Source organism: Nonomuraea sp. NPDC049646, assembly GCF_044465525.1.
Taxonomy (GTDB): Bacteria; Actinomycetota; Actinomycetes; order Streptosporangiales; family Streptosporangiaceae; genus Nonomuraea.
In genome coordinates this window covers 175,758-187,948 of the sequence record NZ_JBITLU010000005.1, presented here as the reverse complement: position 1 = coordinate 187,948, position 12,191 = coordinate 175,758, and the positions used below count along the sequence as shown (strand labels likewise).

13 protein-coding genes are annotated in these 12,191 nt (G+C 72.2%); 8 read left to right on the top strand and 5 right to left on the bottom strand.

Annotation, left to right across the window (positions count from 1 at the left end; all coding sequences use genetic code 11):
• Both ACIBQ8_RS16450 and ACIBQ8_RS16445 read left to right on the top strand, forming a co-directional pair.
• Positions 1 to 672, top strand: a complete 672-nt coding sequence (locus ACIBQ8_RS16450; protein WP_397176895.1) for a CHAP domain-containing protein — start codon at positions 1 to 3, stop codon at positions 670 to 672.
• Positions 673 to 1,135: 463 nt separating this feature from the next.
• Positions 1,136 to 1,324: a DUF5999 family protein gene (locus ACIBQ8_RS16445; RefSeq protein WP_352327892.1), complete on the top strand. Its 189-nt coding sequence runs from the start codon at positions 1,136 to 1,138 to the stop codon at positions 1,322 to 1,324.
• An 80-nt stretch (positions 1,325 to 1,404) separates the two neighbouring features.
• Here the strand turns inward: ACIBQ8_RS16445 and ACIBQ8_RS16440 are convergent, their stop codons facing one another.
• Together ACIBQ8_RS16440 and ACIBQ8_RS16435 are read right to left on the bottom strand one after the other, a co-directional pair.
• A complete protein-coding gene (locus ACIBQ8_RS16440; RefSeq protein ID WP_397192318.1) occupies positions 1,405 to 3,054 on the bottom strand; it encodes a fumarate hydratase in 1,650 nt (549 codons plus the stop codon).
• Positions 3,055 to 3,085: 31 nt separating this feature from the next.
• Entirely contained in the window at positions 3,086 to 3,952 is an 867-nt protein-coding gene (locus ACIBQ8_RS16435; RefSeq protein ID WP_397176898.1) for a DMT family transporter, read from the bottom strand.
• Between the two features lie 68 nt (positions 3,953 to 4,020).
• On the opposite strand from ACIBQ8_RS16435, the gene ACIBQ8_RS16430 reads away from it, so the two are divergent.
• Positions 4,021 to 5,397 (top strand): PLP-dependent aminotransferase family protein, encoded by a 1,377-nt coding sequence (locus ACIBQ8_RS16430; protein WP_397176900.1) that lies wholly within the window; start codon positions 4,021 to 4,023, stop codon positions 5,395 to 5,397.
• Between the two features lie 25 nt (positions 5,398 to 5,422).
• Entirely contained in the window at positions 5,423 to 6,361 is a 939-nt protein-coding gene (locus ACIBQ8_RS16425; protein ID WP_397176901.1) for a Gfo/Idh/MocA family oxidoreductase, read from the top strand.
• A gap of 13 nt (positions 6,362 to 6,374) precedes the next feature.
• Here the strand turns inward: ACIBQ8_RS16425 and ACIBQ8_RS16420 are convergent, their stop codons facing one another.
• Positions 6,375 to 7,538: an MFS transporter gene (locus ACIBQ8_RS16420; protein WP_397192317.1), complete on the bottom strand. Its 1,164-nt coding sequence runs from the start codon at positions 7,536 to 7,538 to the stop codon at positions 6,375 to 6,377.
• Between the two features lie 93 nt (positions 7,539 to 7,631).
• Here ACIBQ8_RS16420 and ACIBQ8_RS16415 point away from each other — a divergent pair, with 93 nt between their 5' ends.
• Positions 7,632 to 8,249 carry a TetR/AcrR family transcriptional regulator gene (locus ACIBQ8_RS16415; protein WP_397176904.1) on the top strand — a complete coding sequence of 206 codons (618 nt, stop codon included), beginning with the start codon at positions 7,632 to 7,634 and terminating at the stop codon, positions 8,247 to 8,249.
• Here the strand turns inward: ACIBQ8_RS16415 and ACIBQ8_RS16410 are convergent.
• On the bottom strand, positions 8,224 to 8,886 hold the full coding sequence (locus ACIBQ8_RS16410; RefSeq protein WP_397192316.1) for a DUF998 domain-containing protein: 663 nt from the start codon (positions 8,884 to 8,886) through the stop codon (positions 8,224 to 8,226). The two genes, ACIBQ8_RS16415 and ACIBQ8_RS16410, sit on opposite strands and share 26 nt — an antisense overlap.
• Before the next feature lie 213 nt (positions 8,887 to 9,099).
• Here ACIBQ8_RS16410 and ACIBQ8_RS16405 point away from each other — a divergent pair, with 213 nt between their 5' ends.
• Entirely contained in the window at positions 9,100 to 9,750 is a 651-nt protein-coding gene (locus tag ACIBQ8_RS16405) for a DUF1707 domain-containing protein (protein ID WP_397192315.1), read from the top strand.
• A 6-nt stretch (positions 9,751 to 9,756) separates the two neighbouring features.
• Here the strand turns inward: ACIBQ8_RS16405 and glpX are convergent, their stop codons facing one another.
• Positions 9,757 to 10,791, bottom strand: a complete 1,035-nt coding sequence (glpX, locus tag ACIBQ8_RS16400) for a class II fructose-bisphosphatase (RefSeq protein ID WP_397176909.1) — start codon at positions 10,789 to 10,791, stop codon at positions 9,757 to 9,759.
• A 248-nt stretch (positions 10,792 to 11,039) separates the two neighbouring features.
• Here glpX and ACIBQ8_RS16395 point away from each other — a divergent pair, with 248 nt between their 5' ends.
• Together ACIBQ8_RS16395 and ACIBQ8_RS16390 are read left to right on the top strand one after the other, a co-directional pair.
• Positions 11,040 to 11,648 (top strand): TetR/AcrR family transcriptional regulator, encoded by a 609-nt coding sequence (locus ACIBQ8_RS16395; RefSeq protein WP_397176911.1) that lies wholly within the window; start codon positions 11,040 to 11,042, stop codon positions 11,646 to 11,648.
• Between the two features lie 11 nt (positions 11,649 to 11,659).
• The gene (locus tag ACIBQ8_RS16390; protein ID WP_397176912.1) at positions 11,660 to 12,190 is read left to right on the top strand and encodes a DUF4245 domain-containing protein; all 531 of its coding nucleotides are present in this window, start codon (positions 11,660 to 11,662) and stop codon (positions 12,188 to 12,190) included.
• Position 12,191: the final 1 nt, after the last annotated feature.

The window sequence follows — 12,191 nt, the reverse complement described above, 5'->3', positions numbered from 1 at the left end:
ATGGCAAAGCACGCCATGATGACCACGTCCCACATCGCCAAGCTCGCTCTCGGCGCGACCATCGCCGCGAGCGCCCTGGGCGCCACTGCCGCCGTCAGCGCCGCGACCGCGGGCCGGACCGATGCCCAGACCGCCGCGCAGCAGTCGGCCGCGCAGGGTTCGGCCCAGGGCCGGGTGAACGTCACCGCCGCCCAGGTGCTGGCCACGGCCCGCGCCCAGGTCGGCACGTCCGAGGACGCCAACGGCGGCGGCACCAAGTTCCAGAAGTGGTACGCCGACTCCCAGCGCGCCGCCGAGACCGTCGCCCGCGACGGCGGCAGCCGCCAGGACTACCTGAACGCCGCCTGGTGCTCGATGTTCGTCTCCTGGGTCGGCGAGCAGACCGGCGCCCGCCCGCAGGTCGGCTGGGACGCCTACACCGTGACCCACGCCAAGTGGTTCGCCGCCAACGACCGCTGGGGCACCGAGGCCAAGCCGGGCGCCGTCGTCTTCTTCTCCTGGAGCGGCAGCAAGAGCCTGAGCGACATCCAGCACGTCGGCTTCGTCGTCAAGGACAACGGCGACGGCACGATCTCCACGATCGAGGGCAACACCGGCAACGGCAAGGTCGAGGAGCGCGTCCGCCCGACTTCGCAGGTCGTCGGCTACGGTTACCCGTCCTACGCCGCCTGACACGTCGACACAGCGCGCATTCCTGCCCGGGATGCGCGCTTTGTTGTATTACCGCACGTCACAGCGACTGTGACGCTCGGCACACCCCTCTCCCCGATAAATGTGCATGATGCCTAGTAGGGCACTTTCCGGCGTACGGCAGGCTGATTGACAGGAACCATGGCACGCCGTCAGCAAGATGTAAGGGTGCCGAAAGGGGACGGGGGCATGGTTAGGACATGAGACCAGGCGAGAACCCGCGAGCGACGGAAACTGTCGGTGCCGGCCCTGAGACTGGGTAGGACGCCGACGTCCCACCACTGACGACAGAAGTTGAAGGACGTGATGGAGATGCGCCAGACACAGGTTCGCCGCCGGCCGAGGAAGCCGGTCGGCGCCACCCTGGACCTTCGCACGCCGTCGGGGCGACAGTTGCCCTTTTGAACATCAGGAAGCAGGAGCGCCATCTGAGAGGTGCGCGATGATGTGCAGTCACTTTCCCGTATGCCCCAGTGCGGACTCGCCCGACCGTGAGCGTTCGCACGTGATCTCGGCCCACCCCGACCAGGGCTGGAGCCTCCTCTGCAACGGCGTGGTGCTGTTCGAGGACACGGGTCTGCTCCTGCCTGACGGCAGCGTCGTCGCCCCCCACCGAGCCCCCGTCGCGGCCTGAGACGCCCGAGGGCAACCCCCCGTCGTCCGGTGCCGAGGGGCTTCGACCGCCCGCCCGGCACCCTTCGACGCGCTCGGGCCCTACCTGCGCCCGATGCTCAGCACCGGCCCGGTGCGGTCGGTGAAGAAGTCCTCACCCTTGTCGTCGACGACGATGAAGGCGGGGAAGTCCTCGACCTCGATCTTCCACACCGCCTCCATGCCCAGCTCGGGGTATTCGAGCACCTCCACCTTCCTGATGCAGTCCTGGGCCAGCCGGGCCGCCGGGCCGCCGATGGAGCCCAGGTAGAAGCCGCCGAACTTCTGGCACGCCTCGGTGACCTGCTTGGACCTGTTGCCCTTGGCCAGCATGACCATCGAGCCGCCCGCCGCCTGGAACCGCTCGACGTAGGAGTCCATCCGGCCGGCCGTGGTGGGGCCGAACGAGCCGGAGGCGTAACCCTCGGGCGTCTTGGCCGGGCCGGCGTAGTAGACCGCGTGGTCCTTGAGGTACTGCGGCATCTCGCCGCCGTTGTCGAGCAGCTCGGCGATCTTGGCGTGCGCGATGTCGCGGGCGACGACGAGCGGGCCGGTGAGGGAGAGCCGCGTCTTGACGGGGTACTTCGTCAGCTCGGCCAGGATCTCCGGCATCGGCCTGTTGAGGTCGATGCGGACGACGTCGTCGGACAGGTGCTCGTCGGTGGTCTCCGGCAGGAAGCGGGCCGGGTCGGTCTCCAGCTTCTCCAGGAACACGCCCTCGGCCGTGATCTTGGCCAGCGCCTGGCGGTCGGCCGAGCACGACACCGCGATGGCCACCGGGCAGGACGCGCCGTGCCGGGGCAGGCGGATCACCCGCACGTCGTGGCAGAAGTACTTGCCGCCGAACTGGGCGCCGATGCCGAGCTTCTGCGTCAGCTCGAAGACCTTGGCCTCCAGCTCCAGGTCGCGGAAGCCGTGCCCGGAGGGCGAGCCCTCGGTGGGGATGGAGTCGAGGTAGCGGGCGCTGGCGTACTTGGCGGTCTTGAGCGCGAACTCGGCGGAGGTGCCGCCCACCACCACGGCCAGGTGGTACGGCGGGCAGGCCGCGGTGCCCAGCGAGCGGATCTTCTCCTCCAGGAAGGCCAGCATGCGCTTCTCGTTGAGCACCGCCTTGGTCTCCTGGTAGAGGAACGACTTGTTGGCCGAGCCGCCGCCCTTGGCCATGAACAGCAGCTTGTACTCGTCGGCGTGGCCGTGGGGGTCCTCGGCGTAGAGCTCGATCTGGGCGGGCAGGTTGTTGCCGGTGTTCTTCTCCTCCCACATGGTCAGCGGGGCCATCTGGGAGTAGCGCAGGTTGAGCCTGGTGTAGGCGTCGTACACGCCCTCGGAGATGTGCTCGGCGTCGCGGCCGTCGGTCAGCACGTGGCGGCCGCGCTTGCCCATGACGATGGCCGTGCCGGTGTCCTGGCACATCGGCAGCACGCCGCCGGCCGAGATCGAGGCGTTCTTCAGCAGGTCGAGGGCGACGAACCGGTCGTTCCCGCTGGACTCGGGGTCATCGACGATCTTGCGCAGCTGCGCCAGGTGCGACGTGCGCAGGAAGTGGGAGATGTCGTGGACCGCGGTCTCGGTGAGCAGCCGCAGGGCCTCGGGGTCGACCTCCAGGAACGTACGCCCGGCCGCTTCGACCTTCCGCACCCCCTCCGACGTGATCAGCCGATACTCGGTCTCATCGGCGCCCAGGGGAAGCAGATCGGTGTAGTCGAAGTCCATGTCCATAGAGGGTACGCCCCCCGTCACGTGGTCATCCCGGGGCCGGCACGGGCTCCGGCGAGCGCCGCGCGGTGAGCCCCACCAGGATGCCGACGATCACCAGACCGGCCCCCGCCAGGTCGTAGACGCTCGGCGTCGCGATGCCGAGCACGAGCCCCGTCACGATCGCGCCGACCGGGATGAGCCCGGCGAACAGCCCGGCCGTCCCGGGGCCGAGCCTGGGCAGCGAGGTGTACCAGAGGAAGAACGCCACGACCGTGACCACGACCGCCAGGTACGCGAATCCCAGCGCCTCGGCCGCGGTCGGCGTCCTGAACATGGCGGAGCCCTCCTGCACCAGGCCGACCACGGCCAGCATGGGCACGGCCAGCGCCGTCGAGTACGCCGACACCCGGATCGCCCCCAGCTTCGGCAGCAGCGGGATGGCCAGCATGGAGAAGCTCACCTCGCCGACCAGCGCCCCGAGCGCCCACAGCAGGCCGGTCGGGTTCCCGCTGCCCAGCCCGGTCGCCAGCGTCGCGCCGGCCACCACCACCGACGCCCCCACCAGCAGGCGCGGCGCCGGACGCCCGCCCGCCAGCGCCAGCGCCAGCGGCACGGTGCCGAGGACGGTGCCCACGAGCGCCGGCCCCGAGGCCCGGGTGGACTCGACGACGCAGACGTTGAAGACCACCAGCCCGAGCAGGGTGAGCCCGCCCAGGTACAGGGTCTCGCGCCCGGTCAGCCGGACGAACCGCAGGCCGAGCGCCCTGGTGACGACCAGCAGGATGACCGCCGCGGCGAGGTAGCGCACGGCCTGGCCGCCGTACACGGGGTAGGAGCCGATCAGGCCGGACACTCCGGCCAGGGTGCCCACCAGGAACATGGCGGTGGCGGCTCCGGCGATTCCGTTTCTCATGTGCAGGATCGTAGGGAGACAATGGTTCGGGCAAACAGTCCAATGGGCCGCTATATGACAGGACCAATATGGCCGACCTGCACATCCACATAGATCGGGACGCGGGAGGGATCGCCGGGCAGATCGCGGCCGAGCTGCGCGACGGCGTGCGCCTCGGGCGGCTCGCGCCCGGCACCCGCCTGCCCGCCACCCGCGACCTCGCCGCCGACCTCCAGGTCTCCAGGGGCGTGGTGGTGGAGGCGTACGAGCAGCTCGTGGCCGAGGGGTTCCTGGTCTCGCGGGTGGGGGCCGGGACGGAGGTGGCGCCGCTGGGGGCCGTCCGGTCCGCCCGTCCCCGGCCGGTGGCCGACGGGGGCGCCTGCGGGCCGTACCGGGGGCATCGGGCCACGTCCCCCGACCTGGGGCACTTCCCCCGGGAGCGGTGGTCGTCGGCCGTACGGCACGTCCTGGCCACCGTGCCGTCCGACGCGCTCGACTACGGCGACCCCGGCGGCGTCCCGGAGCTGCGCGAGGAGCTGGCCGGTTACCTGCGGCGGGTCAGGGCGGCCGACGTGCATCCCGACAATCTGGTCGTCGTGGGCGGCGTGGCCCAGGGGCTGAGCCTGGCGCTGCACGTCCTGGCCCGGCGCGGCGGCCTGCGCCTGATCGTCGAGGACCCCACCAGCCGCCGCCAGGTGCCGCTGCTGGAACGGGCCGGGGCCCGCCTGGTGCCGGTGCCCGTGGGCTGCGAGGGCCTGGTCACCGGCGCCATGGAGGGCGACGCGGCGCTGGTCACGCCCGCACACCAGTATCCGACGGGCGTCGTGCTCTCCCCGGCCAGGCGGGCCGCGCTCATGGAATGGGCCTGCGCGGGCGACCGGACGATCCTGGAGGACGACTACGACGCCGAGTTCCGCTACGACCGCGACCCGGTCGGCTGCCTCCAGGGCCTGGCGCCCGACCGGGTGATCCTGACCGGCAGCGTCAGCAAGTCGCTCGCGCCCGGCCTCCGGCTCGGCTGGGTCGTCGCCCCCGCCCATCTGGCCGAGGCGATCGGCCGCGCCCGCAGCGAGCTCGACCTGGGCTCCCCGGTCATCGAGCAGTACGCGCTGGCCCACTTCCTGCGCACCGGCGGCTACGACAAACACCTGCGGCGCATGCGCAGGGAGTACCGCCGCCGCCGGGACGCCCTGGTCAGGGCGCTGGCCGAGGAGCTGCCGGAGATCCGCGTCCGGGGCATCCAGGCCGGGCTGCACGTCTACCTCGACCTGCCGGACGGCTGGGACGAGCTGCGGGTCGTCCGCGCGGCCGAGGAGGTCGGCCTGGCCGCCGAGCCGGTCGCGCCGATGCGGTTCTCGTCCGGGCCGCCGGCGGTCGTGGTCGGGTTCGCCCGGCTGCCGGTGCATCAGGCGGCGGAGGCCGTCCAGGGCTTAAAAGTCAGAATGTCTGGACATATCATGGACTGAGGCGGAAAGTGGCACTGGAGGCGGCATGCGGGTGGGACTGCTGGGCCTGGGCCGGATCGGCGCGCTCCACGCCGCGAACCTGGCCGCGCACCCCCTGGTGGACGAGCTGATCGTGGCCGACCCGGTCAGGACCTCGCCGTACGGCAGGCCGGGGGATCCGTTCGAGGCCGACGCCGTGGTCATCGCCACGCCGACGAGCACGCACGCCGAGCTGCTGATCCGGGCCTGCGAGCTGGGCGTCCCCGTCCTGTGCGAGAAGCCGGTGGCGGGCACGGTCGCCGAGACGGTCAGGGTGCTGGCGGCGAGCGCGGGCCGGCGGGTGTGGGTCGGGTTCCAGCGCAGGTTCGACCCCGGTCACCGGGCCGCCCGCGCCGCGCTGCGGGCCGGCGAGCTGGGGGAGCTGCACCGCGTCCACCTGGTGACGGCCGATCCGGCGCCGCCGCCCGCCGCGTACGTCCCGCTGTCCGGCGGCCTCTTCCGCGACTGCCACATCCACGACTTCGACGCCCTGCGCTGGGTGACCGGGCGCGAGGTCGTCTCCGTGCACGCCGTCGGCGCGAACCGGGGCGCGGCGTTCTTCAGGGAGGCCGGCGACGTGGACAACAGCGCCGCGCTGCTCACCCTCGACGACGGCACGCTGGCCACCCTCCAGGGCTCCCGCTACAACGGCGCCGGCTACGACGTGCGCATGGAGCTGGCGGGCACGAAGGGCACCCAGGTGGCCGGGCTCGGCCCGCGCGCCCCGCTGCGCAGCGCCGAGGGCCTGCAGCCGCCCGGCCCGCCCTGGCCCGACTTCGCCGCCAGGTTCGGCCCCGCCTACGCGGCCGAGATCGACGCCTTCCTGCGCGGCGGCGAGGGCCTGTGCCCGGTCGAGGACGCCCTGGCCGCCCTGTACGTCGCCGAGGCCGCCGACCTGTCGCTGCGCGAGTCGCGTCCCGTCCAGGTGGCCGAGGTGCGCGGCTGAGGAGGCGTGCGGATCACGCCCGCGCGGCGGCCCGCCCGGGCGCGAAGCCCGGCGCCAGCGCGATGATCACGCCGGCCAGCAGCAGCGGCGCGACGAACGCCACCCGCCAGTCCGTGGCGTCGGCGATGCCGCCGATCAGCGCGGCGCCCACGATGAAGCCCACGTAGTTGAAGAGGTTCACCCGGGCGATGGCCACCCCGGTGCCCGCCGGGTCCAGCTTGCCCGCCGCCGAGAACGACTGCGGCGCGACCACCGACAGCCCCAGCCCGGTCAGCCCGAACGCGACGATCGCCAGCGGCTGGTTCGGGGCCACCACGACGCCGAGGAAGCCCAGCGTGGCCAGCGCGCCGCCGAGCCGGACGATGGCGGCCGGGCCGTAGCGGCGGACCGCGACGTCGCCGCCGAGCCGCACGGCCAGCGTCGCGCCCTGGTAGACGCTGTAGGCCAGCTTCGCCACGCTGTCCTGGGCCAGCAGGGCCTTGCCCATGAAGACGGTCGCGAAGTTCGACACCGCCGCGTCGCCGATGTAGAGGAAGCCCATGGCCAGGCAGAGCGGGATGATCGGCCGCCAGGGGAACTTGCCGGTCGCGGCCTCGACGACGTTCTCGACCTTCTCCTCGGCGATCGTGTACAGCTTCGGCCCGGCGTAGATCGAGCCGGCCACCGCCAGGACCATGGGGATCGCCATCGTGACGGCCAGCGAGACTAGGCCGGCCATGAACACCGCCCACAGCGCCCCCGCCAGGCTGAGCACGCTCCACACGCTGTGGAAGCCGTTCAGCACGGCGGTGCCGTACCGGCGTTCGACGGCCACGCCCTGCATGTTCATGCCCGCGTCCACCGCGCCGACCGCCAGGCCGAACAGCAGCAGCGCGGGGACGGCCAGCGGCACCGAGGGCGCGAGGCCGGTGAGCACCACGGCGAGCGCCACCGCGGGCTGCGCGACCCGCAGCAGCAGCTTGCTGCCGTACCGGGCGGCGAACGTGCCCGCGCCGACGCTGCCCACGCCGGCGAAGACGGGCATGATCAGCAGCAGGAGCGTGAGCGCCCCGTCGGTGAGCTCCAGCTCGGCCTGGAGGCTGGCCACCTGGACGAGCAGGGTGGCGAAGGAGAGGCCCTGCACGCCGTACACGACGTACGTGGCGGCACGGGCCTGGCGATCACGCGGGGACGGCACGACGGCCTCCTGATCGGGGGGGAATCAAACGTGAGGCGGAGTCAGGTTAGCGGCTGGTCAGGGCCGTACGCCAGGGCCGGATAAGGTGCCTGGGTGAAACGGGGCTACGCGACCGGAGAGGCGCGCAAGGAGCGCATCCTGGCGGTCGCGCTGCTGGAGTTCGCCGAGCACGGCTACCGCGGCGCCTCGCTGGCCCGCATCGCCGAGCGGGTCGAGCTCTCCCAGGCCGGGCTGCTCCACCACTTCAGGAGCAAGGAGCGGCTGCTCATCGCGGTCCTCGACCACCGCGACGAGCTCGACCGGCGCAGGTTCGGTCCGGGCCGCGACGGCCACGAGGGCGGCCTCGACGGCGGCGGCGTCGCCGCGCTGCGCGCCCTGGCCGACGTCGTCGACCACAACGCGCGGGTGCCGGGCCTCGTCCAGCTCTTCTCGGTGATCAGCGGCGAGGCGGTGACCCCCGGCCACCCCGGCCACGAGTGGGCCAGGCGGCGCTACCGGCGGCTGCGCGCCGACGTGGCCGCCGCGCTGCGCGCGGGCGCCGAGCGCGGCGAGTTCCGGGGCGGCTTCGACGCCGAGGCCCACGCCGACCGCCTGATCGCGATGATGGACGGCCTGCAGACCCAGTGGCTGATCGACCCCGGCCAGGTGGACATGGCGGCCGTCTTCCGCGGTTACGTGGAGGACCTCATCGCCGCTCTACGGCCCGCCTGACCGCCCGCACGGGCTCGGCCTCCGCCAGCCGCCCGGCCGCCCACACCCCGAGGGCCAGCAACGCGGCCACCTCGGTCACCGCCAGCCCCCGTTCGACCAGGCCGAGCGGCAGGACCCGGTACCACGGCAGCCCGTGGCGCGCGCCGATCAGCACGGCCGCGCCGATCCCCACGACCCAAAGCGCCGAGCACACCCCCAGCCCGAACGCCACCGTCGCCGACCGGCGGCGCTCCCGCTGCCGCCAGGGCCGGGCGATGACCAGCGCGGCGAGCGGCAGGCTGAGGAAGGCCACGAAGCTGCCGACCCGGTGGATGCTGCCGCTCGCGCTCGGCCCGACCGCCCAGTCGTGCTTGTGGAACGAGGCCGTCAGCAGCAGTCCCACGCTCCAGGCCATGAGCGCGACCGTGCCGACCGCCCCGGCCAGCCGCTTGCGCGCCAGCGAGACGCCGATGGCCGCCGACCCGGCCGCGAGCAGCCCCACGGCGAGCCCGAAGATCCATCCGTCGGGGCCGAGGCCGTGCTCGCTGATCGTGCGCCGGAACGGGTTCGTCTCGTCGAGGCTGGTCAGATCCAGGCCCACGAGCACGGCGATGCCCGCGCCCGCCGCACCGAGCCCCCATCGCGCCGGTTGGTGCACGCCCGCCTCCCGGGATCAGCGGTCAGAAGCCTGTCGGGTGGATCAACGGCGGAGCAGCCGGGACGATTCCGGCGTACGGTCACCGGCACGCCGAGGGGAACGAAGAGCCAGTTCGGGAGATCGGCGCGTTGCTCGGGCGGATTCGCCGATGTGCGCCCTGTTGGTCCGCTCTTGGGCGAGCGAATACCCGGGCCGCCGGATATCGTCAGAAGTGTGAACGAACGCGCGGGATCGTGGTTGCCGAAGCTGCAGGAAGTCGGAGAGCGGCTTGCTGAGGAGTTCGTGACGTCCCGGCGCGCACCGGCGGCGCCGGGCCTGCCGCAGCCGCACGAGCTGCGCGCCTCCGACGCCGACCGCGAGCGCATCGCGCAGGTGCTCCAGGACGCCCACGCCGACGGCCGGCTCGACCTGGTCGAGCTGGAGGAGCGGCTCGGCGTCGTCTACTCCGCGCGCACGCTCGGCGACCTCGCCGGGCTCACCGCCGACCTGCTGCCGGCCGATGAGCAGCCGCTGAACCTCGACGGCCGGCCCGTGTCGGCCATCTTCAAGAAGGAGCAGCGCGGCGGGCGCTGGGTGGTGCCCGCCGAGCTCGACGTCACGGCCATGTTCGGCACGACCAAGCTGGACTTCCGCGACGCGATCCTGCAGAACAGCCGGATCGTCATCAACGCCACCCTGGTCTTCGGCGGCCTGGAGATCAACGTGCCGGAGGACCTTGAGGTGATCAGGGTCGCCAAGGGGGAGACCGTCCGCCTGACCAGGCAGCCGGTCGAGCCCGGCGGGCCCGTGGTCGAGGTGCGCACCACGAACTTCGCCGGCGACATCAAGGTCAAGGAACCGCCCAGGCGCAAACGCCGCCGCTGAGCCGGGTCAGCCGGCCGTGTCGAAGTTGATCGCGCTGTAGGCGCGCAGCTTCCAGAGCTGGTGCTCGCTCTCGATCTTCCTGATGGTCCCCGACCGGCCGCGCATCACCAGCGAGCTGGTCACCGCCGCGCCCGACCTGAACCGCACGCCCTGCATCAGCTCGCCCTGGGTGATGCCGGTCGCGGCGAAGAACACGTCGTCCGACCTGACCAGGTCGTTCGTGGTGAGCACCTGGCTGAGGTCGTGCCCGGCGTCGACGGCCTTGCCGCGCTCGGCGTCGTCGCGCGGCCACAGCCGGCCCTGGATCACGCCGCCCAGGCACTTCAGCGCGCACGCGGCCACGATGCCCTCGGGCGTGCCGCCGATGCCCAGCATCAGGTCGATGCCGGTGCCCGCGCGGGCCGCCATGATCGCGCCGGCCACGTCGCCGTCGACGATGAACTTGATCCGCGCGCCCGTCTCCCTGATCTCCTTGACCAGCTTCTCGTGCCGCGGCCGGTCCAGCACGACCACCGTGACGTCGGACGGCGAGCAGTGCTTGGCCCTGGCCACGGCGTTGATGTTGTCGGCCACCGACGCCTCGATGTTCACCACGTCGGCCGCCTCCGGCCCGGTGACCAGCTTCTCCATGTAGAACACCGCGGACGGGTCGTACATCGAGCCGCGCTCGCTCACCGCGATCACCGACACCGCGTCCGGCATGCCGAGCGCCGTCAGCCTGGTCCCGTCGATCGGGTCCACCGCCACGTCGCAGTCGGGGCCGCTGCCGTCGCCGACGCGCTCGCCGTTGTACAACATCGGGGCGTGGTCCTTCTCGCCCTCCCCGATGACCACCACGCCGTTCATCGACACCGTGTTGATCAGCTGGCGCATGGCGTTGACCGCCGCGCCGTCGGCGCCGTTCTTGTCGCCGCGGCCCACCCAGCGGGCCGCGGCCATGGCGGCCGCCTCCGTCACGCGTACCAGCTCCATCGCCAGGTTGCGGTCGGGGGCGTGCTCGCCCGTCGCGAGCGCTGCCGGTACCGACGTCTGATCGGACATGATGAGCCTCCTCGTTGAGAACTCTCTCGATCGTAGTTGCCGGTCTATTCCCGGTCAGAGGGGGATAATCTGCCCAGTCCGGCTCAGCCCGCTGCACAAGGGCCGCCGCGCGATGGTCAGGGACCGGCGAAAAGGGATATCTATATGGGTGCCCCGCATGACGGAGACCGGATTTTGCGCCATATCGCGTGCGCGTAGGAGATCTCGCCTCCACCATGGACATGCGCCCCCGCCGTGGAGGAGATCGAATGAGCGAAGTGGAACACGCGGTGACCCAGCCTCGCACGTCCGAGCGGGGGGCTGCGACGCGGAGCTCGCTGCTGGCCGCCGCGCGGGAGGTCTTCGTCTCCAAGGGCTTCGCCGAGGCCGGCGTGACGGACGTCGTCGCCAGGGCCGACGCCAGCGTGGGCAGCCTGTACCACCATTTCTCCGGCAAGGCCGACCTCTACCTCACGTTGTGGGAGGAATGGCAGGCCCGCCAGGCCCAGCGCACCAAGCAGGCCGCCCGCACGGCCCGCGCCGCCGGCGAGGGCGACCCCATGCGGGTGTTCATCGACGCCGCCCGCGCCTACCTCGAAGGCTGCCTGGAGGAACGCGAGCTGGCCGCCCTGTTCCTGCGCGGCGACGGCCCGCCCGGCTTCGAGGTGGTCATGCGCGACCGGCTGCGCACCTGGGCCCAGCGCAACGCCGCCCTGTTCGAGGACGAGCCCGCGCTCGTCGTCGTGGTCACCGGCGCCCTGGCCGCGGCCGTCAGCGAGATCGTCTTCTCCGGCGACCGCGCGATGGTCGACGACGTGCTGGCGATCATCGGCCAGATCAGGCCCGCCGCTTCGGCGACCGCGCCCGCCAGCGGGTAACCTCGCCAAGTGTGCGACGGTTCAGCCAAAACTTCTACGGCTACGCGGTAGCCCTCTTCGTGTGCCTGGCGGGTGTGGGGCTCTTCATGCTCGTCGCCCCGCAGAGCCGCGAGGAGCACATCCCGCGGCTCGACTACTCCATCACCGTCGCCAACTTCGGGCACGGCGTGCCCTACCAGGTGTGGTCCCCGCAGAAGGACCCCGCGGGCTGGGTGCCCAACAGCAACAGGATCGCCAAGGGCGAGAACGGCGCTCAGGTGCTCTACCTGGGCTACGCCACCGCCGCGCGGCAGCACGCCATGTTCGCCCAGAGCGACGAGAAGCCGGCCGCCGAGTTCGCCAACCGCATGACCGGCATCGCGAAGTCGTCCGGCAGCCAGCAGGTGGGCGGGGTGACGTGGGAGAAGCGTTTCCGCGAGGACAAGAACCAGCGCTCGCTCGTGCGGGTGCTCCCCGACGTCACCCTCGTGATCACCGGCACGGCCGACTGGCCCGAGCTGACCGAGCTGGCCGGGCTCCTGCAGCAGCGCGCCAAGGGGTGAC